This window comes from Pseudomonas sp. EZ-C24 (assembly GCF_014525325.1).
Classification (GTDB): Bacteria; Pseudomonadota; Gammaproteobacteria; order Pseudomonadales; family Pseudomonadaceae; genus Aquipseudomonas; species Aquipseudomonas shirazensis.
The window spans coordinates 116,116-141,877 of sequence record NZ_JACDIU010000007.1 but is presented as its reverse complement, the minus strand read 5'-3'; the positions used below and the strand labels follow the sequence as shown (position 1 = coordinate 141,877).

Sequence of the window (25,762 nt, the reverse complement as noted above, 5' to 3'; positions counted from 1 at the left end):
TTTGATCTTGATCCACCGGCGACTCAGGAGGCCGAGCGCAGGTCTTGCGGAGGGAGGTGCCGGCCATGGATGGCCGGCAAGCGCTGCGGCCCAGGATGGGCCGTACAGCGCGGTCCTCCCGGGAGCAAGACCGGAGCGAGGGAACCCCGCAGCGCAGCGAAGGGGCCGGATGTGGAGCCAAGCCCTTTTTTGGTTACGTTTTTGGGGCGTTTGCCAAAAAAGTAACTCGCCGTAAAGGCGAAAGGGGCCCGATCAGCCACCAAAAAAAACCGGATAAGCTCACATTCCCACATCCCAGCCAGATCACCCAGCCCGACGCAGTAACCAAACCCCAGCCAACGCACAAATACCAGCCGGCAACAGCACCGCCAACAACGGCGGGAAGCCAAACACCTGACTAGAAGGCCCCAGCAAATCCTGAGCAATCTTGAAGGTAAACCCAACCAGCACACCGGTAAACACCCGTTGCCCCAAGGTCACCGACCGCAACGGCCCAAAGATAAACGAGATCGCCATCAACACCAGCGCCGCCGTCACCACCGGTTGCAACACCTTGCCCCAGAACGCCAACCAGTAACGCGCATTGTTCAGCCCCTGATCAGCCAGGTAATGGATGTAATCCCACAACCCGGTGATCGACAGCGACTCAGGCGCCAACACCACGGTATTGAGCAGCTCAGGCGTAACCGACACATCCCAACGCTCTTCCGGCGCCTTGATCACCTCAGTGTGATCCCCGCGGAAGTGCGTAGTAGTGACGTCATTCAGCTGCCAATGATCAGTGCTGTAGGTAGCACGACGAGCAAAGCTCGAGGTGATGATCTTGCGCTCGGCATCAAAGCGATAACGGGTCACACCCAACAACAAGCCATTGGGCTGCACCGAGTTGATGTGCACATACTCATCACCCTGCCGGTGCCACATACCGCGCTTGGAGCTCTGCGCCTCACCGCCACCCTGAGCAAGCGACCGCTCGGCCTGCCCCTTGTTCTCCGTCACCGGCGCGATGTATTCGCCGATCAACAGACCAACCAGCATCAGTACCAGCATCGGTTTCATCACTGCCCAGACTATGCGGCCGATGGACACGCCCGCCGCACGCATGATGGTCAGCTCGCTGCTGCTGGCGAGGCTGCCAAGACCGATCAGGCAGCCGATCAAGGCGGCCATCGGCAGCATCTCGTATAGCCGCCGCGGCGCGGTCAGTAACACGAAGTAACTGGCGTCGAGCACGCTGTAGGTGTCGCTCAGGTCACCCATCTCATCGATGAAGGCAAACAGCGAAGCCAGCCCGAGAATGATGCCGAGGACCGCCAGAATGGCCACCAGCACGCTCATGCCGATATAACGATCAAGCTTGGCCACGGGTCACCTCCGCGCGCCGTGCAGCCTGTTTCAGACGCATCGGCTCCCAGTACATCAGGCCCAGGCCGATGAGCAGGAACAACCCGTGCACCCACCACATGCCCAGGGCCATTGGCAGCTTGCCCTTCTCGAGGGCGCCGCGTACGGAAATCAGCATTGTCAGGTAAGCCATGTAGAGAAGAATCGCCGGCAACAGTTTGAGGAAGCGCCCTTGGCGTGGGTTGACCCGCGACAGCGGCACCGCCATCAGGGTCACGATGAATACCAGCAGCGGCAGCGACAAGCGCCATTGCAGCTCGGCGCGCTCACGCAGGCCCGTCTGGCCGAACAGCTCGGAAGTCGGGATGGCTTCACGCTCGGTGACTTCTTCGCTGACCTCAGGCTTGGGCAGCAATACGCCATAGGTGTCGTACTTGATCGCGCGGTAATCGGCCTGGCCGGGGTTACCGTCGTAGCGATAGCCGTTTTCCAGCACCAGGTAGCGGTTGCCGTCGGCCTGTACTTCCTGGTGGCCCTTTTCAGCCACCAGCACCGAAGGCGCGCGGTCCTTGGTCTTGTCCTGATTGAAGCGCTTCTCGGAGATGAACACGCCACTGAGGTTGACGCGGTCGTCCGACAGTTGCTCGGTGTAGGTCACCCGCGAGCCGTCACGCAAGGTCTGGAAACGCCCAGGCACCAAGGTATCGAACTCGGTCAGCGCATCCTGCTGAGAGATGATCTGCTGCACCTGCGCGACGCCCTGCGGGGCCAGGCTCAGGCTCAGCCAGGCCACCAGCAGTGCCACCAGCGCAGCAGGTGCCAAGGTCATGGCGAGCAGACGCTGCTGGCTCATGCCGGTGGCAGACAGCACGGTCATTTCGCTTTCCAGGTACAGCCGGCCATAAGCCAGCAAGATACCCAGGAACAGCCCCAATGGCAGGATCAACTGCAGGAAACCCGGCAGCCGGAAGCCCATGATCAGGAACAGCACGCTCGGGTCAAGAACCCCCTGTGCGGCCTGCGCCAGGTATTTGATGAAACGCCCGCTCATGATGATCACCAGCAGCACAGCGCTGACGGCGCTCAAGGTCAGCAGGACCTCGCGGGACAAATAACGAAAGACGATCAAACCAGACACTCCTGGGTTGTCAGGGGCGGACGCCAAACAATGGCTTCAGACAGCCAAGACCAATGCCGGTTCGCCAGGGGCGAACCTCCATGTAAAGTGCGCGCATTATCCTGTGATTGCCCTCGCCTGTCACTTGGCTACGCATCAGCGCAGACATCGGGGTTGTCAGCACGCTTGCGCGAGGCTCAAACTGGCAGCTTTCCTGCTGGCACGCGAGTACGCGGCCAGGCTCGCATCGAGCGTATCCAGGGCTGACAAAAGCCCATGCGCTATCTGACTGACCATTCGGGGACCCGTACATGGAACTGGTTGTAAAGAGCGTAGCTGCTGCATCGGTGAAAACCGCCACTTTGGTACTGGCCGTTGGCGAAGGGCGCAAGCTCGGTGAAATCGCCAAGGCTGTCGACGAAGCCAGCAACGGCGCCATCAGCGCCGTGCTCAAGCGCGGCGACCTGGCCGGGAAGCCAGGCCAGACCCTGCTTCTGCACGGTCTGGCCGGCTTGAAGGCCGAGCGCGTGCTGCTGGTCGGCAGCGGCAAGGATGACCTTGGCGACCGCAGCTGGCGCAAGCTGGCCAGCGCTGTCGCCGGCGTGCTGAAAAACCTCGGTGGCAGCGATGCCGTACTGGCGCTGGACGATATCGCCATCACTGGCCGCGAAGGTCATTACGGCAAATACCGTCTGCTGGCTGAAAGCCTGCTCGATGGCGAGTACGTGTTCGACCGCTTCAAGAGCCAGAAAGCCGAGCCGCGCGCCCTGAAGAAAATTACCCTGCTGGCCGACAAGGCTGGCTTGGCCGAAGTCGAACGCGCCGTGCAGCACGCTACCGCGATTGCCAGCGGCATGGCCTTCACGCGCGACCTCGGCAACCTGCCGCCTAACCTGTGCCACCCGGTGTTCCTGGCTGAACAGGCCAAGGAGCTGGGCAAGACGCACAAGGGCCTCAAGGTCGAAGTGTTCGACGAGAAAAAAATCAAAGAACTGGGCATGGGTGCCTTCTATGCGGTCGGCCAGGGCAGCGAGCAGCCGCCACGCTTGATCGTCATGCAGTACCAGGGCGGCAAAAAAAGCGAAAAACCCTACGTTCTGGTCGGTAAAGGCATCACCTTTGACACCGGCGGCATCAGCCTCAAGCCTGGCGCTGGCATGGATGAAATGAAGTACGACATGTGCGGCGCCGCCAGCGTGTTCGGCACCCTGCGCGCCGTGCTTGAACTGAAGCTGCCGATCAACCTGGTGTGCATCCTCGCCTGTGCCGAGAACATGCCGAGCGGCAATGCCACTCGCCCGGGCGACATCGTCACCACCATGAGCGGGCAAACCGTCGAAATCCTCAACACCGATGCCGAAGGCCGTCTGGTGCTGTGTGACGCCCTGACCTACGCCGAGCGCTTCAAGCCGCAGGCGGTGATCGACATCGCCACCCTCACCGGCGCCTGCATTGTCGCTCTAGGCAGCCACACCACCGGCATGCTCGGCAACAACGACGAACTGCTCGGGCAACTGTTGGACGCCGGCAAGCGCGCCGACGACCGCGCCTGGCAGCTGCCATTGTTCGATGAGTATCAGGAGCAGCTCGACAGCCCGTTCGCCGACATCGCCAACATCGGCGGGCCAAAGGCCGGCACCATCACCGCTGCCTGCTTCCTGTCGCGCTTTGCCAAAGCCTACAACTGGGCCCACCTGGACATCGCCGGCACCGCCTGGATCAGCGGCGGCAAGGACAAGGGCGCCACTGGCCGCCCGGTGCCGATGCTGACCCAGTATCTGCTCGACCGCGCCAACGCCTGACCGGGCACGGCGGCAGCCCGCAGGGGCTGCCGCCAACGGACTGAATCATGAGCCAAGTAGACTTCTATGTGCTACCTACCGACGCCCTCGACGCGCGGTTGGATTTTGCCTGCAAGCTGTGCGAGAAAGCCTGGCGGCTGGGCCATCGGGTGTACCTGCATTGCGAGGATGCCGACCAGCGCGCTCAGCTCGACCAACGCCTGTGGCAGTTCAAGGGCGAAGCCTTCGTGCCGCACGATCTGGCCGAGGTCGATGCCAACGCCGTGGTGGTGCTGGGCCTGGGCAACGATGCCGGCAGCCATGCCGACCTGCTGATCAACCTTGGCGGCGAAGTGCCAGGCTTTGTCGGCAACTTCCAGCGTGTAGCGGAAATCGTCGTCGAGGCGCCAGCGATTCGCGAGGCGGCCCGAGAACGGTTCCGTTTCTACCGGGAACAGGGCTATGCTCTGCACAATCACCGCCTACAGCGACTTTAACGACGATGGACAAGCCTTCTTCTCTGCCTACCTCCGCCCACCTGCTGGATGATCTCGAGTCGATTCGGGTGCTGCTGGGCGACGACAACCTGCAACCGCCGCTGCTGACCGATACCGTCGAGCAAATCCCGCTGGTGCTCGACGAGCCGCAAGGCAACCATGCGCCGACGCCCGTGGCCGAAATCGAAGCCGAGGACGACGACGCTGCCCAGGCGCGCCGCCAGGACACCTTGCTGCGGCTGGACGCCGAGCTGCGCGCTGCCGCGCAGTTGATCATGCAGGACGTCATCAACGACTACACCCCGCACATCGAGACCGAAATCAAGCGCCGCCTCGATGCCCGCATGGAGCGCCTGCTCAAGCGCCCCGAGTAACCGCACAGCCCGCAGTGCCGCGTAGCGGCGGCTGGCGAAGTCTGCACGCAGCACTCGCTGCGATCGACTCAGGCGCCTGTCGCGTGCAACCAGCCGCTCCGTTATACTGCTCGGCTTTCCCGAATTAATGCCTAAGGGTCCCGCCGCGCATGGATAAGACCTACCAGCCGCACGCCATTGAAACTTCCTGGTACAACACCTGGGAGTCCGAGAACTACTTCGCCCCACAAGGTGCAGGCGAGTCCTACACCATCATGATCCCGCCGCCAAACGTGACCGGCAGCCTGCACATGGGCCATGGTTTCAACAACGCGATCATGGATGCCCTGATCCGCTTCCGCCGCATGCAGGGTCGCGACACCCTGTGGCAGCCGGGCACCGACCACGCCGGTATCGCCACGCAGATGCTGGTAGAGCGTCAGCTCGAGGCCAAAGGCCAGAGCCGCCACGATCTGGGCCGCGAACAGTTCCTCGACAAGGTCTGGGAATGGAAGGAACAGTCCGGCGGCAACATCAGCCGGCAGATCCGCCGTCTGGGCTCGTCGGTCGACTGGAGCCGCGAGCGCTTCACCATGGATGACGGCTTGTCCGATGCGGTCAAGGAAGCCTTCGTGCGTCTGCATGAAGACGGCCTGATCTACCGCGGCAAGCGCCTGGTCAACTGGGACACCAAGCTGCACACGGCGATCTCCGACCTTGAAGTGGAAAACCACGACGAGAAGGGCCACCTGTGGAACCTGCGCTACCCGCTGGCCGATGGCGCCACCACAGCTGATGGCAAGGACTACCTGGTAGTCGCCACCACTCGCCCGGAAACCCTGCTGGGTGACGCGGCGGTGGCGGTCAACCCGAACGACGAGCGCTATCAGGCGCTGATCGGCAAGTTCGTCAAACTGCCGCTGGTCGGGCGTCTTATCCCGATCATCGCCGACGACTACTGCGATCCCGAGTTCGGCACCGGCTGCGTGAAGATCACCCCGGCCCACGACTTCAACGACTATGAAGTCGGCAAGCGTCACAACCTGCCGCTGCTGAACATCTTCGACAAGAATGCGCTGGTGCTAGCCAACGCCCAGGCGTTCAACCTCGACGGCAGCCTCAACGAGCAGCTCGACACCAGCCTGCCTGCGCAGTACGCCGGCCTCGACCGCTTTGTCGCGCGCAAGCAGATGGTTGCCGACCTGGATGCCCAGGGCTTGCTGGTCAGCGTCGATGACCACGCCCTGAAGGTGCCCAAGGGCGACCGTTCCGGAACCATCATCGAGCCGTGGCTGACCGACCAGTGGTACGTGTCGACCAAGCCGCTGGCCGAGCCTGCGATTGCTGCCGTTGAAGACGGCCGTATCCAGTTCGTGCCCAAGCAGTACGAAAACATGTACTTCTCGTGGATGCGCGACATCCAGGACTGGTGCATCAGCCGTCAGCTGTGGTGGGGCCACCGCATCCCGGCCTGGTACGACGAAGCCGGCCAGGTCTACGTTGGCCGCAACGAAGCCGAAGTCCGCGCCAAGCACCAGCTGGGCAGCGACGTGGTACTGCGTCAGGACGACGACGTGCTGGATACCTGGTTCAGCTCGGGGCTGTGGACCTTCTCCACTCTCGGCTGGCCAGAGCAAACCGAGTTCCTGAAGAAATTCCACTCCACCGACGTGCTGGTCACCGGTTTCGACATCATCTTCTTCTGGGTTGCCCGGATGATCATGCTGACCATGCACCTGGTGAAGAACGAGGACGGCACCCCGCAGGTACCGTTCAAGACCGTCTATGTGCACGGCCTGGTGCGTGATGGCCAAGGCCAGAAGATGTCCAAGTCCAAGGGCAACGTGCTTGACCCGCTGGACATCGTCGACGGTATCACTCTCGATGCCCTGCTGGAAAAACGCACCAGCGGCATGATGCAGCCAAAACTTGCCGAGAAGATCGCCAAGCAGACCAAGGCCGAGTTCCCGGAAGGCATCGCCAGCTACGGCACCGATGCCTTGCGCTTCACCTTCTGCTCGCTGGCGTCGACCGGTCGCGACATCAAGTTCGACATGGGCCGCGTCGAAGGCTATCGCAACTTCTGCAACAAGATCTGGAACGCCGCGCGCTACGTGCTGGACAAGGGCGAAGACTGCGGCCAGAACGGCGAAGCCTACGAGCTGTCGCTGGCTGATCGCTGGATCATCTCGCAGCTGCAGCGCACCGAAGCCGAAGTGACCCGTCAGCTGGAGCAGTTCCGCTTCGACCTGGCCAGCCAGGCGCTCTACGAGTTCATCTGGAACCAGTATTGCGACTGGTACCTGGAGCTGTCCAAGCCGGTCCTGTGGGACGAAAACGCCCCGATCGAGCGCGCCCGTGGCACGCGTCGCACGCTGGTGCGGGTACTTGAAGTGGCACTGCGCCTGGCGCATCCGTTCATGCCCTTCATCACCGAAGAGATCTGGCAGCGCATCGCGCCGCTGGCCGGCGTCAGCGGCAAGACGATCATGCTGCAACCGTGGCCGGTGGCCAACGAGAGCCGTATCGATACCGTTGCCGAAGGCGATATCGAATGGCTGCAACAGCTGATGAACGGCCTGCGCAACATCCGCGCCGAGATGAACATCGGCCCGGGCAAACCGCTGCCGCTGTTCCTCAAGAACGCCGGCGCCGAAGACCAGCGCCGCCTGCAGGAAAACGAACCATTGCTGAAGAAGCTGGCAAAGGTCGAGTCGTTCACCGTGCTCGGTGAAGCCGACGAAGCGCCGCTGTCGGCGACTGCACTGGTGGGTGATCTGCAGGTGCTGGTGCCAATGGCTGGGCTGATCGACAAGGATGCCGAGCTGGCGCGCCTGAACAAGGAAATCCAGCGTCTGCAGGGCGAAGTCCAGCGCGTTGGCGGCAAGCTGTCGAATGCTGCCTTTGTCGACAAGGCACCGCCTGCGGTGATCGACAAGGAACGCGCCAAGCTGGCCGAAGCCGAACAGGCACTGGCCAACTTTACCGAGCAGCATGCGCGGATTGCAGCGCTGTAACTCGACATTGCTGACCTGAGCGGCGAGGGCTTTGCCCTCGTTTCGCGACACAAGGCCGCTCCTACACCGACCGCGTTCACCTAGACTGACGCGGTTACTGTAGGAGCGGCCTTGTGTCGCGAAAGGGCTGCAGAGCAGCCCCAAGGCTTGCAACACCGGATCCGACCATGACCGAAAAACCCACCCTGCACCCGAGAAACCGCCACCAGGGCCGCTACGACTTTCCCGCCCTGATCAAGGCCCACCCCGATCTGGCCCGTTTCACTATCACCAACCCCTACGGCAACCCCAGCATCGACTTTGCCAACCCCGAAGCCGTGCGCGTGTTCAACCGTGCCCTGCTCAAGGCTCAGTACGGTATCCAGCACTGGGATATTCCGGCCGACTACCTGTGCCCGCCGATCCCTGGCCGCGCCGATTACCTGCACGTCCTCGCCGATCTGCTGGCTGCCGATAACGGCGGTGAAATCCCCCGCGGCCCTCAGGTGCGCGCGCTGGACATCGGCGTTGGCGCCAATTGCATCTATCCCCTGCTCGGCCACAGCGACTACCGCTGGAGCTTCCTCGGCTCCGATATCGACCCTGTGGCGCTTGCTTCGGCCAAGGCCATCGTGCAGGCCAATGGCCTCAACAAGGCCGTTGCCCTGCGCCAGCAAAGCAACAGCAAGCACATCTTCAGCGGCCTGCTACAGCCCGACGAGCGCTTCGATGTGACGTTGAGCAACCCGCCCTTCCACAGCTCGCGCGACGAGGCTACCCGTGGCAGCCAGCGCAAATGGAAAAACCTCGGCAAGCAAGACCCCAAGCGCAAGCTGCCGGTGTTGAACTTCGGCGGGCAAAACAATGAGCTGTGGTGTGAAGGCGGCGAGATCCGCTTCGTCAGCCAGCTGATCAGCGAGAGCGTCGCTTGCGCGCCTCAGGTGCTGTGGTTCACCAGCCTGGTGTCCAAGGCGAGTAACCTGCCGGTGATCGAAGCAGCACTGAAAAAGGCTGGCGCCCTAGCAGTACAGACGTTGGCAATGGGCCAAGGGCAGAAACAGAGCCGCGTAGTTGCCTGGAGCTTCCACGACGCAGCTGCGCGCAAAGCCTGGCATGCGCAGCGCCAGGACAAATCGCAGGCGTAAAAAAACCGCGCCCGGCGAGCCGGGCGCGGTTTATCCAAGCGTCGACAATTACTTGTTGACGGCGTCGGTCAGCACTTTGGCAGGTACGAACTTGACGACTTTCTTGGCAGCGATTTCGATGGCAGCGCCAGTCGAAGGGTTGCGGCCGGTACGGGCAGGACGCTCCGAGACTTTCAGCTTGCCGATGCCTGGCAGAGTGATTTCGGCGCCGTTTTCCAGTTGGTCGGCAACGATCTGGCCAAGTTGCTCCAGGGCGTTACGAGCGGTGGTTTTTGGCGCGTCGATTGCTTCGGCGATGTCGGCAATCAGTTGGTCTTTGGTCAATGCCATGGTGGTGTTCCTTCCCTAAAAAATTCAGAGGTTATGCAGCATGCTACGTCGGTATCGGGCCAGCCCGGTAATTCCGGCGGGCCGCGCCAATTGCGTATGTAGATACACAAATCGGCGTTTGGTTCGACATAACGCAAGTGATCTGCCAGCGATGCGCCATTGATGCAGCGCAAGACCGCGAAAAGTACCACAGGACTGGATAAATATCCGCTGTCGAGGCCGATTTAATGCAGCTAATTCGGGGCTTTTCACATAAATCGGCAAAAATTGAGCAAAAAACCAGCAACCGCTATTTGCGCCAACTTCTGGCCACTGCATCACTGGTGGTCTGGGTTAAACTTAGCCACTTTGCCCAGCGCCCCGCGAGTACTCGCAAACCGCGCTCCAGCTACTGCCGAGATTTTCCATGCCTATCCGTCATTGCATCGTCCACCTGATCGACAAGAAGCCCGATGGCAGCCCCGCCGTGCTCCACGCACGGGATAACGAGCTGGCTGCATCGGATGCCATCGAAAACCTCCTGGCCGACCTCAACGACAACTACAACGCCAAGCAGGGCAAGGCCTGGGGTTTCTTCCATGGTGAGTCCGGTGCCTACCCGTTCAGTGGCTGGCTCAAGCAGTACCTGAACGACGAGCAAGGCTTTACCGCCTTCAGTCGCACCGCCGTCGAGCACCTGCAAAAGCTGATGGAAGAGTCCAACCTCTCCACCGGCGGCCACGTACTGTTCGCCCATTACCAGCAAGGCATGACCGAGTACCTGGCGATTGCCCTGCTGCACCACAGTGACGGCGTGGCCGTGAACGCCCAGCTCGACGTAACGCCCTCGCGCCACCTGGACCTGGGGCAGTTGCACCTGGCCGCACGGATCAACCTGTCGGAGTGGAAGAACAACCTCAATTCCAAACAGTACATCTCGTTCATCAAGGGCAAGAACGGCAAGAAGGTCTCGGAGTATTTCCGCGACTTCATCGGCTGCCAGGAAGGCGTCGACGGTCCCGGCGAAACGCGCACGCTGCTCAAGGCCTTCAGTGATTTCGTCGAGAGCGAAGACCTGCCGGAAGAGTCCGCGCGCGAGAAGACCCAGACCCTTGTCGACTACGCCACCAGCCAGACCAAGATGGGCGAGCCGGTCGGCCTTGAAGAGCTCTCCAGCTTGATCGACGAAGAGCGGCCCAAGGCGTTCTACGATCACATCCGCAACAAGGACTACGGCCTGTCGCCAGAGATCCCGGCGGATAAACGCACACTGAACCAGTTCCGCCGTTTCACCGGCCGTGCCGAAGGCTTGTCGATCAGCTTCGAGGCGCACTTGCTCGGGTCAAAAGTGGAGTATGACGAAGAAGCCGGCACTTTGATCATCAAGGGCCTGCCAACCCAGCTGATCGATCAGCTCAAGCGTCGGGCTGAGTAAAACCAGACCAGGACGCGACCAAGGCTTCCTTGGCCGACTTGCGCAGCTTCTTCACCAGCCGCTCCTGACGCAAAGCCTCGGAGCGGTCTGGCCAGGCTTCGACATAGACCAGCGCCTGCGCCGGGCTGGTCTTGAAATAGCGCGCACCACGCCCCTGCTGGTGCACCTTGAAGCGGCGCTGCGGATCATCACTGATACCGCAGTACAGCGAGCCATTCAGCGCGCGCACCAGGTATACGTACCAGGGTTTTTCCGCCGGAGGCGGAACTTGTTCACTCACGACTTTGCTCCTGCCCGGCATTAGCTTGATGAGCCCCACATCAACAGGGCTTCATCATGTCCAAGAAAATCTTCGCCGCAACGCTGTCGTTTCCGTGGAACGAGGTGATCGTCGCAGCGTGGGATAAGGCCGAGTCCCCCGGAGGAACAGGCGGTTGGTGCAGACTAGACCAGCTCAACGGGCTCGGGTAAACGCCTGCAAGCCCTTGCGCGCTTGCTGACGCACCTTGTTCTGCAGCAGCGGCGTCCAACCCAGCAGCACGCCAGGCATGCCCAATGCCTGGCGCGACCAGCGCCACAAGTCGAAGTTGTCATGGTGCTCGGTGATCAGACCGTCCTCGATCACGAACCGTGCGCGGATATCGTTGATCACGGTACGCCCGGTCTGGCTGAACAGATAGGTTGCCACCCAATGCGCGCTGGCGCCGCCTGGCTCGGCACGCACTTGATCGAAGGTCAGGCTGAAGTCTTGCGCGCGCGAGGTGAGCATGCGCCACATGGCGCCCGCCTCCTGACCGCGCAAAGTACCGAAGACCGGGTCAGTGAAGACGATGTCCGCGCTGTAACAGGCGATCATGGCCTCGGCATCCAGGCGCTGGAACGCCTGGTAGAAGCGGGTAATCAGGGCGTGTGAGGTGTCGCTCATGCGTGGCATCCATGGTCCGGGTCAACAGCGGCACGATAAAGCCAGACGCCAAGGATTGCCACGCTCATTTGCCAGGTGAATGCCAGGCCCTGCTCAGCCTTGGATACGCTCACAGGTCACCTGTACATGCAGCGCCCGGCCGGCCTTGAGGCCAAACAGGATGGCACCGCCACCGATCACGGCAAAGATCCACCCCAAGGCAGCCCAGCCGCCCGTCAGATCATGCACCACACCAACGGCAAAGGGTCCCATCGACGCCAGGGTGTAACCGACGCCTTGAGCCATGCTCGACAGATTGGCGGCCACGTGGGCATCTTTGGAGCGCAGCACGATCAGGGTCAGCGCCAGGGCGAAAGTGCCGCCCTGCCCCAGCCCAAGCAACACCGCCCAGCCCCAGAGCCCGCCCAACGGCGCGTACAAGCAGCCAAACAAACCCACCAGTGTTACCAGCATGACCAGCACAATCGCCAGCCGCTGATCCTTGCCGCGGGTCGCCAGCCACGGCGCACTCAGCGCGCTGATCAGCTGCACGATGACCGAACCGGACAACACCAGCCCTGCTTCGGTGGGGCTCAGGCCACGGCCGATCAGAATCGACGGCAGCCAGCCAAACACGATATACGCCAGCGACGACTGCAAGCCCATGTACAGCGTCACTTGCCACGCCAGCGGGTCACGCCACAGGCCACGCACGCGATAAGCGACCTTGTGCCCGGCATGCCGCTGCTTCGCCTGCGGCAACCACACCAGCATCGCCAGCAGCGCCGGCAGCATCCAGAAGCCCAGGCCGAGCGACCAGCTGTCGCCCAGGGCGTGGCTCAGCGGAACGGTGGCGCCAGCGGCCAGCGCTGCACCCAGGCACAAGGCCATGGTGTAGACACCGGTCAAAGTCCCGGCATGCTTGGGAAAGTCGCGCTTGACGATACCGGGCAAGAGCACGCCAATGACGCCGATACTCGCCCCCGCCAGCAGGCTGCCGAGAAATACTCCGGTCGCGCCGAACGTACTGCGCAGGACAATCCCCAGGGCCAACGTGAAGAGAATGCCCAATACCACCCGCTCACTGCCGAAGCGGCGTGCCAGCAACGGCGCCAGTGGCGCAAACAAACCCAGGCACAGCACCGGCAAGGTTGTCAGCAGGCCCGATTGCGCAGCACTCAAGCCCAGGCTCTCGGCAACCTGGCCGAGCACTGGCGCCATGCTCGACAGGGCCGGCCGCAGGTTCAGCGCAACCAGCACCAGCCCCAACAGCAACAGCCAGGGCCGGTGAATGGCTGGCGGCTGCTGTTGCACCTGTTCGTCATCGGCCTCGGCATCGATCAGCAGTTCATCCAGTTCGGTCTCACGCACAGGCGCAGAGCGGGTCAGTTGGTCAGCCATGATGGTCTCGCAGTCAGGATTCGATAAGGGCCCGGCACAGACGCTTGGCCCGTTCCGGATCGCGTTGTTCAACCGCATCGAGAATCTCTCCGTGCAGATCGAACACCGCCTGGCAGCGCGGCAGCGCGCTCATGTTGCGTTCCAGGGCAGCGGCCACCACACCGGAGAAGTATCGGTACAGCTCGCTCAAGGCAGGATTGTGCGCGGCATCGACCAGGCGCTGGTGGAACAGCAGATCGCAGTGCACATAGGTATCGAGGTCGGCGTGATAGTGCTCGGCGCTGCCGGCAAGGGCTGCGCGCAGCTCCAGCAGGTCCTGCTCGGTGCGCCGCAGGGCTGCCAGACCAATCGCTTCAGCCTCGAGAATGTGGCGGGTCTCGCGCGCCTGTTCGGGCGTGCAGCGGGCCATGGCCTGTATCGCGTGGAGCGGATCCTGCGCGGTACGCAGGTAGCTGCCATCACCCTGGCGGACTTCGACCAGGCCGCTGAAAGCAAGCACGCGCATGGCCTCGCGTACGGTATTGCGGCTGATGCCGAGCTCGGCGGCCAGCTCTGGCTCGGTCGGCAGGCGCTCACCTACTTTCCAACTGCCCTCGACGATCCGCCGGCGCAATTGCTCGACCGCCAGCTCCACCAGCGAACGCTTGATCAGTTCATTTCCCATGTCGCTGCCAACTCAACCAATCATCCTACGAATTATCGGATTGTAACTGAAAGCTGGCCTGCCGCCACTTGGCATTTTTGTCCAGTTGCGGCTGCGTTGCGACTTTGGGAGGCTGTAGCGCTTTTTTACAGGGCTGAACGTGAATGCGTAACCACATAGCCATGGGTATCGTCATCGGGCTGGTGGTAGTGCCGCTGTTGCTGTTGGCGATCGTCATCAAGTCCGATGAGCAAAGCCGGCCCTCGCAAGTGAGGGCCGGGCCGCCTGGCTTACTCAGCCCAGGGCATCGACCAGCGCCTGGTTCATCTGCGGCGTACCGATGGTGATGCGCAGGAACTGGGCAACTCGCGCTTGTTTGAAGTGACGCACGATCACCCCTTGCTCGCGCAGGCGCGCCGCAAGCTCGGCAGCGTCGTGCTGCGGGTGGCGGGCAAAGATGAAGTTGGCCGCTGACGGCAGCACCTCGAAACCCTTGGCCTGCAGCTGCGCGACCAAGGCCTCGCGGCTGTCGATGACCTGGCGACAGGTCTCGTTGAAGTACTCGCGGTCCTCGAACGCTACCGCGGCGCCGACAATCGCCATGCGGTCGAGCGGATAGGAGTTGAAGCTGTTCTTGATCCGCTCCAGCGCATCGATCAGGTCCGGGTGGCCCACCGCCAAGCCTACCCGCAGGCCGGCCAGCGAGCGCGACTTGGACAAGGTCTGGGTGACCAGCAGGTTGTCGTAACGGTCGACCAGGCTGATCGCCGTCTGGCCGCCGAAGTCGATGTAGGCTTCGTCTACCACCACCACCGAGTCAGGGTTGGCCTGCAGCAACTGCTCGATCGCCTCCAGCGCCAACAGGCAGCCCGTAGGCGCGTTCGGGTTGGGGAAGATGATGCCGCCGTTGGGCTTGGCATAATCTTCGACGCGGATCTGGAACTGCTCGTCCAGGGCGATCTGCTCGAACGCAATGCCGTACAGACCGCAGTACACCGGATAGAAGCTGTAGCTCACATCAGGGAACAGCAGCGGCGCGCCGTGCTGGAACAGGCCATGGAAAATGTGCGCAAGCACCTCGTCCGAGCCATTGCCGACAAACACCTGGCCGCTGCTCACACCGTAATACTCGGCCACGGCCTGCTTGAGCCGGTCACTGTTAGGGTCCGGGTACAGCCGCAGGTTGTCGTTCAGCTCCCCACGCATGGCCTCCAGCGCCTTGGGCGACGGGCCATAGGGGTTTTCATTGGTGTTGAGCTTGATCAGGCGGGTCAGCTTGGGCTGCTCGCCGGGTACGTAAGGCACCAGGTCCTTGACGAATGGGCTCCAGAATCGACTCATGTTCAGTTGCCCTCGGCAGTGGTGCGGATACGGTATTCGGCGCTGCGGGCGTGGGCCGTCAGCGATTCGCCACGGGCCAGCACCGATGCGGTGTGGCCGAGCTCGGAAGCGCCCTGCTCGGAACAGAAGATGATCGACGAGCGCTTCTGGAAGTCATACACGCCCAACGGCGACGAGAAGCGCGCGGTGCCGGAGGTTGGCAGGACGTGGTTGGGGCCTGCGCAGTAATCGCCCAGCGCCTCGCTGGTGTGGCGGCCCATGAAGATCGCACCGGCGTGGCGGATCTGCGGCAGCCAGGCCTGCGGGTCGGCAACCGACAGTTCAAGGTGCTCCGGAGCAATCCGGTTGGCCACTTCGATGGCCTGCTGCATGTCGCGCACGTGGATCAGTGCACCACGGCCATTGATCGACTTTTCGATGATCTCGGCGCGCTCCAGGGTCGGCATCAGTTTGTCGATACTGGCCGCCACCCGATCCAGAAACTCCGCATCCGGGCTGACCAGAATGGCTTGGGCATCTTCATCGTGCTCGGCCTGGGAGAACAGGTCCATGGCGATCCAGTCCGGATCAGTCTGGCCGTCGCAGACCACCAGGATTTCCGACGGGCCGGCGATCATGTCGATGCCGACCTGACCGAACACATGGCGCTTGGCGGTGGCCACATAGATATTGCCCGGGCCGACGATCTTGTCGACCTGCGGCACGCTCTCTGTACCGTAGGCAAGCGCAGCCACGGCCTGAGCGCCGCCGACCGTGAACACCCGGTCAACCCCAGCGATGCAGGCCGCCGCGAGCACCAGCTCGTTGAGCTCGCCACGCGGCGTCGGCACCACCATGACTACTTCGCCAACACCGGCAACCTTGGCCGGAATCGCGTTCATCAACACCGACGACGGATAGGACGCTTTGCCGCCGGGAACGTACAAGCCAGCGCGGTCCAGTGGCGTGACCTTCTGGCCAAGCACGGTGCCGTCGGCTTCGGTGTACTGCCAGGAATCCTGCTTCTGCCGCTGGTGGTAGCTGCGCACGCGCTCGGCGGCTTTTTCCAGGGCTTCACGCTGGCTCGCGGTAATCCGCGTAAGCGCAAGCTCCAGCCGGGCACGGTCAAGAATCAGATCGTTGATGGAGGTCGCCTGCACGCCATCGAAACGCTGGGTGAACTCGACCAAGGCGGCATCACCGCGCTCACGGACGGCTTTGATGATGTCGAGCACGCGCTGGTTGACCGCGTCATCGGACACACTCTCCCAGCTCAGCAGATGATCCAGATGTCGGGCGAAATCCGGATCAGCGGCGTTGAGACGGGCAATTGCAGTGGACACGGTCATGGCGAGGGCCTCGAATAGTAGCGAATGCTCAGGCGCCCTAGGCTACCAGTCGATCCGCGCGGGCACCTGAGAAAATTGGCTATGGCGCGGATAGACGGGCACGACAGCGAAGGTCGTGCGCAGGAGTCAACCGCGGTGTCGCGACTCGACCGCTTGGCGCAGGGTGTCGATCAGGCTCTGGATGCGCGCATGCTGCATCTTCATCGAAGCCTTGTTCACTACCAGACGCGAGCTGACCATGGCGATCAGCTCTTGCGGCTCGAGGCCGTTGGCACGCAGGGTATTGCCGGTGTCGACCACGTCGATGATCTTGTCGGCGAGGTTGATCAGCGGCGCCAGCTCCATCGAGCCGTACAGCTTGATGATGTCGACCTGACGGCCCTGTTCGGCATAGTAACGCTTGGCAACATTGACGAACTTGGTGGCCACACGCAGACGGCCCTTAGGCTCGGGTGCGCCGACAACACCGGCGGTCATCAGCTTGCAGCAGGCGATCTGCAGGTCCAGCGGCTCATACAGGCCCTGGCCGCCGTACTCCATGAGCACGTCCTTGCCAGCCACACCGAGGTCGGCCGCCCCATGCTCGACATAGGTCGGCACGTCGGTGGCGCGCACGATCAGCAGGCGCACGTCATCCTGAGTCGTGGGGATGATCAGCTTGCGGCTCTTATCCGGGTTCTCGGTGGGCACGATACCGGCTTCGGCCAGCAACGGCAGGGTATCGTCGAGAATGCGGCCTTTGGATAGCGCGATGGTCAACATGGCAAACGTCGGTCCTTAAGCGGCTACAGCAGCCGGGAGCAAAGCCCGGCTGCATTGAATTCGTTGGCGCGTCCATGCGCCTGGGCAGGTTAGCCCGGTACGCGGCGGATCTTCGCGCCGAGCATTTGCAGCTTCTCTTCGATGCACTCGTAACCACGGTCGATGTGGTAGATGCGATCGATCAGGGTGTCGCCCTCGGCAACCAGAGCCGACAACACCAGGCTCGCCGAGGCACGCAGGTCGGTGGCCATCACTGGCGCGCCCTTGAGGGTCTTGACCCCGGTAACGATGGCAGTGTTGCCTTCGACCTGGATGTGCGCGCCCATGCGGTGCATTTCGTAAACATGCATGAAGCGGTTTTCGAAGATCGTCTCGATCACTGCACCAGTGCCTTCGGCAATGGCGTTGAGCGAGATGAACTGCGCCTGCATGTCGGTCGGGAACGCCGGATACGGAGCGGTGCGCAGGTTGACGGCTTTGGGCCGCTTGCCGTGCATGTTCAGCTCGATCCAGTCTTCGCCGGTGGTGATATCGGCGCCGGCTTCCTTGAGCTTCTCGAGGACTGCTTCAAGGATGGTCGGATCGGTGTCCTTGACCTTGACCCGACCGCCAGTGACAGCAGCTGCCACCAGGTAGGTGCCGGTTTCGATACGGTCAGGCATGACCCGGTAGTGCGCCGAGTGCAGACGCTCGACGCCATCGATGGTGATGGTGTCGGTGCCCGCGCCTTGGACGTTGGCGCCCATGGCGATCAGGAAGTTGGCCAGGTCGACCACTTCCGGTTCGCGTGCGGCGTTCTGCAGAACGCTGCGGCCGCGGGCCAGAGCAGCAGCCATCATGATGTTTTCGGTGCCGGTCACGCTCACCGTGTCGAAGAAGAAGTGCGCACCGCGCAGGCCGCCTTCAGGCGCCTTGGCCTTGATGTAGCCGCCTTCGACTTCAATTTTTGCACCCATGGCCTCCAGGCCGCGGATGTGCAGGTCAACCGGACGCGAACCGATCGCGCAACCGCCAGGCAGGGCAACTTCAGCCTCGCCGAAGCGGGCAACCATCGGCCCCAGTACCAGAATCGAGGCGCGCATGGTCTTGACCAGCTCGTACGGCGCAACCAGTGTCTTGATTGCACGCGGATCGATTTCGACTGCCAGCTTCTCGTCGATCACAGGCTCGATGCCCATGCGCCCGAACAGCTCGATCATGGTGGTGATGTCGTGCAGGTGCGGCAGGTTGCCGACGGTCACTGGACCATCGCACAGCAGCGTTGCTGCAAGGATCGGCAGGGCAGCGTTCTTTGCCCCGGAAATGCGGATCTCGCCATCGAGACGAGGGCCGCCAGTAATAATCAGTTTGTCCATTAGGATCTCGCCGCCAAGTTGGCTCAGGTGCGCTCAGCCCAGGCTGCGCTGCTGAAAAATTTCATGGTTACCGCGTGGATACTGCCATCGGCAATCCACGGATTCAGGTGAGCATAGATCGCCTGTTGACGCTTTACCGGGCTCTGCCCCGCCAGCTCGTCGCTGATCACGTTCAACTGGAAGTTGCAGCCTTCGCCTTCAACTTCGACCCGGGTTCCGGGCAATTTCGCTTCAAGGAAGCTCTTAACTTCTACGGCCTGCATGCTCAACCTCAATCGGCGCCCTGTGCGCGCGGGTCGGCCATCATACAAAAAAGCCCCTCGCCTGCGAAGCCCATCAATGGGCACGCTGACCGAGGGGCCTTTTCACCTTGCCGGGCAATCAGCCCGCCAACACTTCGTCGAGGTCATAGACCTCGGCGATTTCACGCATGTCATCAGGCATGCCACGCAGTGCCCAGGACTTGCCTGCGGCCTGCGCATCACGCATGAATGCCAGCAGTAACGACAAGCCGACACTGCTCGACTTGACTACCGCCGAGCAGTCCAGCATTACCTGCTGCTCACCACAGGCGGCAATCAGTGCCTTGCCCTGCTTGCGTAGGGCGGGGCCCGTGCGAAAGTCCAGCACGCCAGCCAGACGCAGCACGCCCGGCTCGGCCATGCTTACGCTGGTTTCACTCATTTGACTGCCTTCTCCGGCGAACTGTCGGCGGTTTGCTTGGCCTTGGCCACTTCACCTGCCCAGCCGTCGATGGTCTTGTCCAGGTCATTGCCATTGCGCGACATGGCGTCGGCGAACTGGTCACGGAACAGCTTGCCGATGTTGATGCCGTTGACGATGACGTTACGCACCTTCCACTCGCCATCCAGTTTGACCATGGTGTATTGCACCGGGTAAATCGAACCATTGGTACCGGTGACCTTCATGCCCACGCTGGTGCGATCACCTTCATCGCCCTTGGCAGGGTCGAGGGTGATGCCCTGGTTGTTGTACTCGAGCAAGGCATTGCCATAGAACTGCATCAAGCTGCGCTTGAAGTTCTCCTGGAAGCGCTGCATCTGCGCAGGCGTAGCCTTGCGCGAATACTTGACGGTCATGATGCTCTTGGAGATGCCATCAGCGTCGACCACCGGGCCGAGGTTGCTGTTGAGAGCATCGTAGAACGCCTGCGGGTCAGCCTTGTATTGCTGCTTGTTGGCCTTGAGGTCGCTGAGCAACTGATCGGTGGTGGTCTGAATCACTTCTCGGGCGGTTTGCCCAGGTGCAGCGGTGGTCAGCAGGGGGAAAGCCGCCAGCAGGACCAGCAAACCGCGTCGCAGGATCGAGATCATGGAAACTCCTTAATTAGCTGGGTTGGCTTCTTTCGGTTCTTTGCCAACGGTATTGAGCAGGAACTTGCCAATCAGATCTTCCAGTACCAGGGCAGACTGGGTGTCATGGATGGTGCTGTCATCTTTGAGCACCTGATCCTCACCACCCACGCTGATACCGATGTACTTCTCGCCGAGCAACCCGGCGGTCAGGATCGATGCAGTGGAGTCGACCGGCAGATTATCGACGTTCTTGTCCAGCTGCAGCGTGACCCGACCGGTGTAGGAATCGCGATCCAGATCGATGGCCGTGACCTTGCCGATGGTCACACCGGCCATGGTCACTTTAGCTCTGACCGTCAAACCGGCGATATTGTCGAAGTACGCGTAAACTTTATAGGTATCGCTGGTCGGGCTGGCCGACAGCCCGCTGACACGCAGGGCCAGCAGCAGCAACGCCAGGATCCCGGCCAGGAGGAACAGGCCGACACCGATTTCCAGGGTGCGGTTTTGCATCAGAAATCTCCAAACATCAAGGCGGTCAGAATAAAGTCCAGACCCAGCACTGCCAACGAGGCATAGACCACGGTCTTGGTGGTGGCACGGCTGATCCCCTCTGAAGTGGGCTCACAGTCATACCCCTGGAAAACGGCAATCCAGGTCACGACGAAGGCAAACACCAGGCTTTTGACCAGGCCGTTGAGCACGTCATCGGTGAATGAAACACTGTTCTGCATGTTGGCCCAGAACGAGCCTTCGTAGACACCCAGCCAGTCGACTGCCACCCACGAGCCACCCCAGATCCCCACCACGCTGAACATCAGCGCCAGCAGCGGCAGCGAAATGAAGCCGGCCCACAGCCGCGGTGCAACGATGTACTTGAGTGGGTCGACGCCGATCATTTCCAGGCTCGACAACTGCTCGGTCGACTTCATGTTGCCGATTTCGGCAGTCAGCGCAGAGCCGGCGCGACCGGCAAACAGCAGCGCAGTGACGACCGGGCCGAGTTCGCGCAACAGCGTCAGAGCAACCATCTGCCCGACCGCTTGCTCGGAGCCGTATTTGGTGAGGATGCTGTAGCCCTGCAGGGCCAGCACCATGCCGATGAACATGCCGGAGACGACAATGATCGCCAGCGACAGCACGCCGACTGAATAAAGCTGCTTGACCAGCAGCTGGAAGCCACCGCCAAGCCCGCCCCGGCCGACCAGGGCATGGCCCAGGAACAGGCACGAACGACCCAGTACTGCCACTACATCGATGGCCGAGCGACCGAGCAGGCGTACGCGTTCAAGTAAGGATCTTCGGCGCATCAACGCGTCCCCAGCAGATCGGCGCGGTAGTCAGGCGCAGGAAAATGGAAAGGTACCGGTCCGTCCGGATCGCCCTTCATGAATTGGCGGATGCGCGGATTGTCCGAGCCCATCAGCTCGTCCGGAGTGCCCTGACCCAGCACCTGGCCATCACCCACTACGTAGATGTAGTCGGCGATGCTCGCGGTTTCCGCCAGGTCGTGCGACACGACGATACTGGTAATGCCAAGGGCATCGTTGAGCAGACGGATCAAACGCACCAGAACACCCATCGCGATAGGATCCTGGCCGACGAATGGCTCGTCGTACATGAGAATCTGCGGGTCGAGGGCAATTGCCCGCGCCAACGCCACCCGCCGCTTCATGCCGCCGGAGAGTTCGTCGGGCATCAGGTCGATGGCGCCGCGCAGGCCAACGGCCTGCAGTTTCATCAGGACGATGTCGCGGATCATCTCTTCCGACAGCTCGGTGTGCACCCGCAGCGGGAAGGCAACGTTCTCGAACACGTCGAGGTCGGTGAACAATGCACCGCTCTGAAACAGCACGCCCATCTGCTTGCGTGCATCGAACAGATCACTGCGCGACAGCGTCGGCAAATTCTGCCCGGCCACCCACACTTCGCCGCTGGCGGGGCGCAGCTGGGCGCCCATCAGGCGCAACAGGGTGGTCTTGCCGCACCCCGATGGCCCCATGATGCCAGTGACCTTTCCGCGTGGAATGCGGATGTCGACATTACTGAAAATGCTGCGCGAACCGCGCTTGAAGGTAACCCCCTTCAACTCGACCGCGTAGGCGCTATCCACACTCATCTAGACTCCTTGCAATACAGCCTCGTCCAATGGACGCCTGCCCTCATCGTGAAGGCACACACGCCCCACCCGGGCCGAATCAGCGGCGAACTATAGCACCGCAGGCGAGCCCGCCCCAAGGCTATCGCAGCGTCATTCAGGCGAATGACAGGCGGCCGCGGCAGGCTTATGACAATCCAGTGATGAGCCTTTCGCACATTGCGGCTATAATCGGCGCCTTTTCATCAGGCATTGCTTTTCGACATGAGCCAATCCAGCGAGCTGATCCAATCTGCCCAGCGCACTTTGCGCCTGGAACTCGAGGCTGTTGAGGGCCTGTTGCCGCGTATCGACGACAATTTCGTCAAGGCCTGCGAACTGATTCTGGCCAGCAAAGGCCGTGTGGTCGTGGTTGGCATGGGCAAGTCCGGGCATATCGGCAACAAGATCGCGGCGACCCTGGCCAGTACCGGTACGCCGTCATTTTTCGTCCATCCGGCCGAAGCCAGCCACGGTGACATGGGCATGATCACCCGTGATGACGTGATCCTGGCGCTGTCCAACTCCGGCAGCACTGCCGAGATCGTTACCCTGCTGCCATTGATCAAGCGCCTTGGCATTCAGCTGATCAGCCTCACCGGCAACCCCGATTCACAGCTGGCGCAAGCGGCCGAGGCCAACCTCGATGCGCGCGTGGCGCAGGAAGCCTGCCCGCTGAACCTGGCACCAACTTCCTCGACCACCGCAGCGCTGGTGCTCGGCGACGCCCTCGCGATCGCCCTGCTTGAGGCCCGCGGCTTCTCGGCCGAGGATTTCGCCTTCTCGCACCCCGGCGGCGCCCTTGGCCGACGTTTGCTGCTCAAGGTCGAAAACGTCATGCACTCGGGCGACGAGCTGCCGCAGGTGCGACGTGGCACCCTGCTCAAGGAAGCGCTGCTGGAAATGTCCCGTAAAGGTTTGGGCATGACCGTCGTGCTGGAAAACGACGGTACCCTGGCTGGCGTGTTCACTGACGGCGACCTGCGCCGCAGCCTGGACCGCAATATCGATGTACACACCACCCTGATCGATGAGGTGATGACCGTGCACGGCAAGACTGCCCGCGCCGAGATGCTCGCCGCTGAAGCCTTGAAGATCATGGAAGACCACAAGATCGGCGCCCTCGTCGTGGTCGATCAGCACGATCGCCCGACCGGCGCGCTGAACATGCACGACCTGCTCCGCGCCGGAGTCATGTGATGAACGGAGATGCCATGAGCGAAGACATCCTGCAACGCGGCAAAGCCATCAAGCTGGCCGTTTTCGACGTCGACGGTGTGCTCACCGACGGCCGCCTGTACTTCCTTGAAGACGGCAGCGAATTCAAGACCTTCAACACCCTCGACGGCCAGGGCATCAAGATGCTCATGGCCTCGGGTGTGACCACGGCAATCATCAGCGGGCGCAAGACCCCGGTGGTCGAGCGTCGGGCGAAGAACCTCGGCATCCCGCACCTGTTTCAGGGCCGCGAGGATAAACTGGTGGTTCTGGACGGCCTGCTCGCTGAACTGGGCCTAAGCTATGAGCAGGTCGCCTACCTGGGCGACGACCTGCCCGACCTGCCAGTGATTCGCCGGGTCGGCCTGGGCATGGCCGTAGCCAACGCTGCCGTGTTCGTCCGCCAGAACGCCCACGGGGTAACCCAGGCCCGCGGCGGCGAAGGTGCTGCCCGAGAGTTCTGTGAACTGATCATGCAGGCCCAGGGTACCCTGGACGCTGCCAACGCCAACTACCTGTAAGGCCGCACATGTTCAGCAAAAAAGCTAAAAACATCGCGCTGCTGGGGCTGATCGCTGCCCTGCTGGTAGCGGTCGGCTACTGGAACGTCAGCCCCGAGAGTTTCCTCGACAAGCCACAGACCCAGGTCGACGAAAGCGCCATCGACTACTATGCGATCAATGCCCACAGCGTGCAGTTCTTGCCTGACGGCAAGATGCAATATGAAATGACCGCCGACAAGGTCGAGCACCTCAAGGCCAGCGAAGTCACACTGCTGACCACGCCAGACCTGCACATGTATCGCGGCACCGCGTATCCCTGGCATGTCCAGAGCGTGCGTGCCGAGGTCAACCCGGATGGCACCGAGGTCGAGCTGATCGACAAGGTACGGGTTGCTCGCACCGACGAAAAACAACGCGAAACCATCATTACCAGCACGCGCATGACGGTGTTCCCGCAGAAGCAATATGCGCAGACCGAGCAAGCCGTTAGAATCGACGGCGCCGGCGGCACCACCACCGGCGTTGGCATGAAAGCGTATTTGAAAGACGGCAGGATGGACCTGCTGTCCAACGTAAGAGGACAGTATGAGGCTCGTTAAAACCCTCCCTTTTTTGCTCAGCCTGAGCGCAGCACTGGGAAGCGCGAGCGCCTTGGCCCTGCCGAACGATCGTGACCAGCCAATTCGTATCCAGGCCGACGACGCTCACCTGGATGACAAACAAGGCGTAGCTACCTACCGCGGCGACGTGATCATCACCCAAGGCTCGATGATGATCAAAGGCAACACCGTGACCATGACCCGTGCCGCCAATGGCGACATCGACGTGGTGACTTCGGTGGGCAACCTGGCCTACTTCGAGCAACAGCAGGATGCCGCCAAGCCCGACAAGATGAAAGGCTGGGCCGTGACCATTCAATACCAGGCGCAAAAAGACACGGTGATTCTGACCGACCGCGCCAAGGTCGAGAATGAAAGCAACACCACCGAAGGCGAGAAGATCGTCTACAACACCAAGTCGCAGGTCGCAACCGCAGGCAATGCCGGTGGCGCTGCCACGACCAAGCGTCCGCGCATCGACATGGTGATCCAGCCGAAGAAGAAGGCCGAGTAAATGGCGACTCTCAAAGCCCAGCATCTGGCCAAGAGCTACAAGGGCCGCCAGGTGGTTCGCGACGTCAGCCTGTCGATCGACAGCGGCCAGATCGTCGGCTTGCTCGGCCCCAACGGTGCCGGCAAGACCACCTGCTTCTACATGATCGTCGGCCTGGTTCAGGCCGATCAGGGCCGCGTGCTGATCGACAACAATGACGTCAGCCACCAACCCATGCACGGCCGCGCCCGTGCCGGGATTGGCTACCTGCCGCAGGAAGCGTCGATTTTCCGCAAGCTGTCGGTTGCCGACAACATCATGGCGATCCTCGAAACGCGCAAGGAACTCGACCGTGACGGCCGTCGCAAGGAGCTGGAAAGCCTGCTGCAGGAATTCCATATCAGCCACATCCGCGACAACCTCGGCATGAGCCTTTCCGGTGGCGAACGCCGCCGTGTCGAGATTGCCCGCGCCCTGGCCACCGCACCCAAGTTCATTCTGCTGGATGAACCGTTCGCTGGCGTCGACCCGATCTCGGTAGGTGACATCAAGCAGATCATTCATCACCTCAAGGCCAAGGGTATCGGTGTGCTGATCACCGACCACAACGTCCGCGAGACGCTGGATATCTGTGAGACAGCCTACATCGTCAACGATGGTCAACTGATCGCCGAAGGCGATGCCGAGACCATTCTGGCCAACGATCTGGTCAAGGAAGTCTACCTGGGCCACGAGTTCCGGCTCTGAGGCCCTTGCCTGGGCACTGGCAGCAGCAAGCTAAAACA

The 25,762-nt window shown here is 61.8% G+C and carries 28 protein-coding genes; 11 read left to right on the top strand and 17 right to left on the bottom strand.

Annotated features, from left to right (window positions below):
• Positions 1-303 precede the first annotated feature (303 nt).
• Entirely contained in the window at positions 304-1,365 is a 1,062-nt protein-coding gene (gene lptG, locus IDM28_RS04765) for an LPS export ABC transporter permease LptG (RefSeq protein ID WP_101316912.1), read from the bottom strand.
• A complete protein-coding gene (gene lptF, locus IDM28_RS04760) occupies positions 1,352-2,473 on the bottom strand; it encodes an LPS export ABC transporter permease LptF (protein WP_101316910.1) in 1,122 nt (373 codons plus the stop codon). Before lptF ends, lptG begins: the two co-directional genes overlap by 14 nt.
• 299 nt (positions 2,474-2,772) lie before the next feature.
• Here lptF and IDM28_RS04755 point away from each other — a divergent pair, with 299 nt between their 5' ends.
• The 5 genes from IDM28_RS04755 (at position 2,773) to rlmF (ending at position 9,233) form a co-directional block, all read left to right on the top strand.
• Positions 2,773-4,263, top strand: coding sequence for a leucyl aminopeptidase (locus IDM28_RS04755; protein ID WP_181089287.1), 1,491 nt, complete (start codon positions 2,773-2,775; stop codon positions 4,261-4,263).
• A gap of 47 nt (positions 4,264-4,310) precedes the next feature.
• On the top strand, positions 4,311-4,739 hold the full coding sequence (locus IDM28_RS04750; protein ID WP_101316906.1) for a DNA polymerase III subunit chi: 429 nt from the start codon (positions 4,311-4,313) through the stop codon (positions 4,737-4,739).
• Between the two features lie 5 nt (positions 4,740-4,744).
• Positions 4,745-5,113, top strand: coding sequence for a DNA polymerase III subunit chi (locus tag IDM28_RS04745; RefSeq protein ID WP_101316904.1), 369 nt, complete (start codon positions 4,745-4,747; stop codon positions 5,111-5,113).
• A gap of 149 nt (positions 5,114-5,262) precedes the next feature.
• Positions 5,263-8,109 carry a valine--tRNA ligase gene (locus IDM28_RS04740; RefSeq protein ID WP_150570831.1) on the top strand — a complete coding sequence of 949 codons (2,847 nt, stop codon included), beginning with the start codon at positions 5,263-5,265 and terminating at the stop codon, positions 8,107-8,109.
• 167 nt (positions 8,110-8,276) lie between these two features.
• Positions 8,277-9,233 (top strand): 23S rRNA (adenine(1618)-N(6))-methyltransferase RlmF, encoded by a 957-nt coding sequence (rlmF, locus tag IDM28_RS04735; protein WP_188035459.1) that lies wholly within the window; start codon positions 8,277-8,279, stop codon positions 9,231-9,233.
• A 48-nt stretch (positions 9,234-9,281) separates the two neighbouring features.
• On the opposite strand, the gene IDM28_RS04730 is transcribed toward rlmF, so the two are convergent.
• Complete coding sequence (locus IDM28_RS04730; RefSeq protein WP_029613585.1) at positions 9,282-9,563, bottom strand: HU family DNA-binding protein; 282 nt, start codon at positions 9,561-9,563, stop codon at positions 9,282-9,284.
• A gap of 406 nt (positions 9,564-9,969) precedes the next feature.
• On the opposite strand from IDM28_RS04730, the gene yejK reads away from it, so the two are divergent.
• Positions 9,970-10,977: a nucleoid-associated protein YejK gene (gene yejK / locus IDM28_RS04725; RefSeq protein ID WP_188035458.1), complete on the top strand. Its 1,008-nt coding sequence runs from the start codon at positions 9,970-9,972 to the stop codon at positions 10,975-10,977.
• Here yejK and IDM28_RS04720 read toward each other — a convergent pair.
• The 14 genes from IDM28_RS04720 to IDM28_RS04655 all read right to left on the bottom strand — a co-directional run bounded on the left by IDM28_RS04720 (position 10,958) and on the right by IDM28_RS04655 (position 22,146).
• Positions 10,958-11,257 (bottom strand): GIY-YIG nuclease family protein, encoded by a 300-nt coding sequence (locus IDM28_RS04720; protein ID WP_101316896.1) that lies wholly within the window; start codon positions 11,255-11,257, stop codon positions 10,958-10,960. The genes yejK and IDM28_RS04720 overlap by 20 nt on opposite strands.
• Before the next feature lie 174 nt (positions 11,258-11,431).
• Complete coding sequence (locus IDM28_RS04715) at positions 11,432-11,902, bottom strand: nuclear transport factor 2 family protein (RefSeq protein ID WP_188035457.1); 471 nt, start codon at positions 11,900-11,902, stop codon at positions 11,432-11,434.
• 93 nt (positions 11,903-11,995) lie between these two features.
• Complete coding sequence (locus IDM28_RS04710; protein ID WP_101316892.1) at positions 11,996-13,282, bottom strand: CynX/NimT family MFS transporter; 1,287 nt, start codon at positions 13,280-13,282, stop codon at positions 11,996-11,998.
• A 13-nt stretch (positions 13,283-13,295) separates the two neighbouring features.
• Entirely contained in the window at positions 13,296-13,946 is a 651-nt protein-coding gene (locus IDM28_RS04705; protein ID WP_101316890.1) for a FadR/GntR family transcriptional regulator, read from the bottom strand.
• A gap of 273 nt (positions 13,947-14,219) precedes the next feature.
• The gene (gene hisC, locus IDM28_RS04700) at positions 14,220-15,266 is read right to left on the bottom strand and encodes a histidinol-phosphate transaminase (RefSeq protein ID WP_101316888.1); all 1,047 of its coding nucleotides are present in this window, start codon (positions 15,264-15,266) and stop codon (positions 14,220-14,222) included.
• A gap of 2 nt (positions 15,267-15,268) precedes the next feature.
• Positions 15,269-16,594, bottom strand: a complete 1,326-nt coding sequence (hisD, locus tag IDM28_RS04695) for a histidinol dehydrogenase (protein ID WP_101316886.1) — start codon at positions 16,592-16,594, stop codon at positions 15,269-15,271.
• A 126-nt stretch (positions 16,595-16,720) separates the two neighbouring features.
• Positions 16,721-17,356: an ATP phosphoribosyltransferase gene (hisG, locus tag IDM28_RS04690; protein WP_101316884.1), complete on the bottom strand. Its 636-nt coding sequence runs from the start codon at positions 17,354-17,356 to the stop codon at positions 16,721-16,723.
• Positions 17,357-17,445: 89 nt separating this feature from the next.
• A complete protein-coding gene (gene murA / locus IDM28_RS04685; protein ID WP_101316882.1) occupies positions 17,446-18,711 on the bottom strand; it encodes a UDP-N-acetylglucosamine 1-carboxyvinyltransferase in 1,266 nt (421 codons plus the stop codon).
• A 23-nt stretch (positions 18,712-18,734) separates the two neighbouring features.
• Complete coding sequence (locus IDM28_RS04680) at positions 18,735-18,974, bottom strand: BolA family protein (RefSeq protein WP_101316880.1); 240 nt, start codon at positions 18,972-18,974, stop codon at positions 18,735-18,737.
• Positions 18,975-19,092: 118 nt separating this feature from the next.
• A complete protein-coding gene (locus tag IDM28_RS04675) occupies positions 19,093-19,395 on the bottom strand; it encodes a lipid asymmetry maintenance protein MlaB (protein WP_101316878.1) in 303 nt (100 codons plus the stop codon).
• Positions 19,392-20,045, bottom strand: coding sequence for a phospholipid-binding protein MlaC (locus IDM28_RS04670; RefSeq protein WP_101316876.1), 654 nt, complete (start codon positions 20,043-20,045; stop codon positions 19,392-19,394). Before IDM28_RS04670 ends, IDM28_RS04675 begins: the two co-directional genes overlap by 4 nt.
• A 9-nt stretch (positions 20,046-20,054) precedes the next feature.
• Positions 20,055-20,540 carry an outer membrane lipid asymmetry maintenance protein MlaD gene (gene mlaD, locus IDM28_RS04665; protein WP_101316874.1) on the bottom strand — a complete coding sequence of 162 codons (486 nt, stop codon included), beginning with the start codon at positions 20,538-20,540 and terminating at the stop codon, positions 20,055-20,057.
• Complete coding sequence (gene mlaE / locus IDM28_RS04660) at positions 20,540-21,337, bottom strand: lipid asymmetry maintenance ABC transporter permease subunit MlaE (RefSeq protein WP_101316871.1); 798 nt, start codon at positions 21,335-21,337, stop codon at positions 20,540-20,542. Before mlaE ends, mlaD begins: the two co-directional genes overlap by 1 nt.
• A complete protein-coding gene (locus tag IDM28_RS04655) occupies positions 21,337-22,146 on the bottom strand; it encodes an ATP-binding cassette domain-containing protein (protein ID WP_101316869.1) in 810 nt (269 codons plus the stop codon). Before IDM28_RS04655 ends, mlaE begins: the two co-directional genes overlap by 1 nt.
• Before the next feature lie 243 nt (positions 22,147-22,389).
• Here IDM28_RS04655 and IDM28_RS04650 point away from each other — a divergent pair, with 243 nt between their 5' ends.
• Genes IDM28_RS04650 through lptB form a run of 5 tightly spaced genes read left to right on the top strand, consistent with a single transcriptional unit; the run spans position 22,390 to position 25,724 of the window.
• Positions 22,390-23,364, top strand: a complete 975-nt coding sequence (locus IDM28_RS04650) for an SIS domain-containing protein (RefSeq protein WP_101316866.1) — start codon at positions 22,390-22,392, stop codon at positions 23,362-23,364.
• 14 nt (positions 23,365-23,378) lie between these two features.
• The gene (locus IDM28_RS04645) at positions 23,379-23,903 is read left to right on the top strand and encodes a KdsC family phosphatase (protein WP_101322952.1); all 525 of its coding nucleotides are present in this window, start codon (positions 23,379-23,381) and stop codon (positions 23,901-23,903) included.
• An 8-nt stretch (positions 23,904-23,911) separates the two neighbouring features.
• On the top strand, positions 23,912-24,484 hold the full coding sequence (gene lptC / locus IDM28_RS04640; protein WP_188035456.1) for an LPS export ABC transporter periplasmic protein LptC: 573 nt from the start codon (positions 23,912-23,914) through the stop codon (positions 24,482-24,484).
• Positions 24,471-24,998, top strand: a complete 528-nt coding sequence (gene lptA, locus IDM28_RS04635; protein WP_101316862.1) for a lipopolysaccharide transport periplasmic protein LptA — start codon at positions 24,471-24,473, stop codon at positions 24,996-24,998. The genes lptC and lptA overlap by 14 nt, the downstream gene beginning before the upstream one ends.
• Positions 24,999-25,724, top strand: a complete 726-nt coding sequence (gene lptB / locus IDM28_RS04630) for an LPS export ABC transporter ATP-binding protein (RefSeq protein WP_101316860.1) — start codon at positions 24,999-25,001, stop codon at positions 25,722-25,724.
• Positions 25,725-25,762 lie beyond the last annotated feature (38 nt).

Bases quoted from the DNA above. Each gene is read 5' to 3' on its own strand.
- IDM28_RS04755 (WP_181089287.1), top strand. From the start codon at position 2,773: ATGGAACTGGTTGTAAAGAGCGTAGCTGCTGCATCGGTGAAAACCGCC.
- IDM28_RS04750 (WP_101316906.1), top strand. From the start codon at position 4,311: ATGAGCCAAGTAGACTTCTATGTGCTACCTACCGACGCCCTCGACGCG.
- IDM28_RS04745 (WP_101316904.1), top strand. From the start codon at position 4,745: ATGGACAAGCCTTCTTCTCTGCCTACCTCCGCCCACCTGCTGGATGAT.
- IDM28_RS04740 (WP_150570831.1), top strand. From the start codon at position 5,263: ATGGATAAGACCTACCAGCCGCACGCCATTGAAACTTCCTGGTACAAC.
- rlmF (WP_188035459.1), top strand. From the start codon at position 8,277: ATGACCGAAAAACCCACCCTGCACCCGAGAAACCGCCACCAGGGCCGC.
- IDM28_RS04730 (WP_029613585.1), bottom strand. From the start codon at position 9,563: ATGGCATTGACCAAAGACCAACTGATTGCCGACATCGCCGAAGCAATC.
- yejK (WP_188035458.1), top strand. From the start codon at position 9,970: ATGCCTATCCGTCATTGCATCGTCCACCTGATCGACAAGAAGCCCGAT.
- IDM28_RS04715 (WP_188035457.1), bottom strand. From the start codon at position 11,902: ATGAGCGACACCTCACACGCCCTGATTACCCGCTTCTACCAGGCGTTC.
- IDM28_RS04710 (WP_101316892.1), bottom strand. From the start codon at position 13,282: ATGGCTGACCAACTGACCCGCTCTGCGCCTGTGCGTGAGACCGAACTG.
- IDM28_RS04705 (WP_101316890.1), bottom strand. From the start codon at position 13,946: ATGGGAAATGAACTGATCAAGCGTTCGCTGGTGGAGCTGGCGGTCGAG.
- hisC (WP_101316888.1), bottom strand. From the start codon at position 15,266: ATGAGTCGATTCTGGAGCCCATTCGTCAAGGACCTGGTGCCTTACGTA.
- hisD (WP_101316886.1), bottom strand. From the start codon at position 16,594: ATGACCGTGTCCACTGCAATTGCCCGTCTCAACGCCGCTGATCCGGAT.
- hisG (WP_101316884.1), bottom strand. From the start codon at position 17,356: ATGTTGACCATCGCGCTATCCAAAGGCCGCATTCTCGACGATACCCTG.
- murA (WP_101316882.1), bottom strand. From the start codon at position 18,711: ATGGACAAACTGATTATTACTGGCGGCCCTCGTCTCGATGGCGAGATC.
- IDM28_RS04680 (WP_101316880.1), bottom strand. From the start codon at position 18,974: ATGCAGGCCGTAGAAGTTAAGAGCTTCCTTGAAGCGAAATTGCCCGGA.
- IDM28_RS04675 (WP_101316878.1), bottom strand. From the start codon at position 19,395: ATGAGTGAAACCAGCGTAAGCATGGCCGAGCCGGGCGTGCTGCGTCTG.
- IDM28_RS04670 (WP_101316876.1), bottom strand. From the start codon at position 20,045: ATGATCTCGATCCTGCGACGCGGTTTGCTGGTCCTGCTGGCGGCTTTC.
- mlaD (WP_101316874.1), bottom strand. From the start codon at position 20,540: ATGCAAAACCGCACCCTGGAAATCGGTGTCGGCCTGTTCCTCCTGGCC.
- mlaE (WP_101316871.1), bottom strand. From the start codon at position 21,337: ATGCGCCGAAGATCCTTACTTGAACGCGTACGCCTGCTCGGTCGCTCG.
- IDM28_RS04655 (WP_101316869.1), bottom strand. From the start codon at position 22,146: ATGAGTGTGGATAGCGCCTACGCGGTCGAGTTGAAGGGGGTTACCTTC.
- IDM28_RS04650 (WP_101316866.1), top strand. From the start codon at position 22,390: ATGAGCCAATCCAGCGAGCTGATCCAATCTGCCCAGCGCACTTTGCGC.
- IDM28_RS04645 (WP_101322952.1), top strand. From the start codon at position 23,379: ATGAGCGAAGACATCCTGCAACGCGGCAAAGCCATCAAGCTGGCCGTT.
- lptC (WP_188035456.1), top strand. From the start codon at position 23,912: ATGTTCAGCAAAAAAGCTAAAAACATCGCGCTGCTGGGGCTGATCGCT.
- lptA (WP_101316862.1), top strand. From the start codon at position 24,471: ATGAGGCTCGTTAAAACCCTCCCTTTTTTGCTCAGCCTGAGCGCAGCA.
- lptB (WP_101316860.1), top strand. From the start codon at position 24,999: ATGGCGACTCTCAAAGCCCAGCATCTGGCCAAGAGCTACAAGGGCCGC.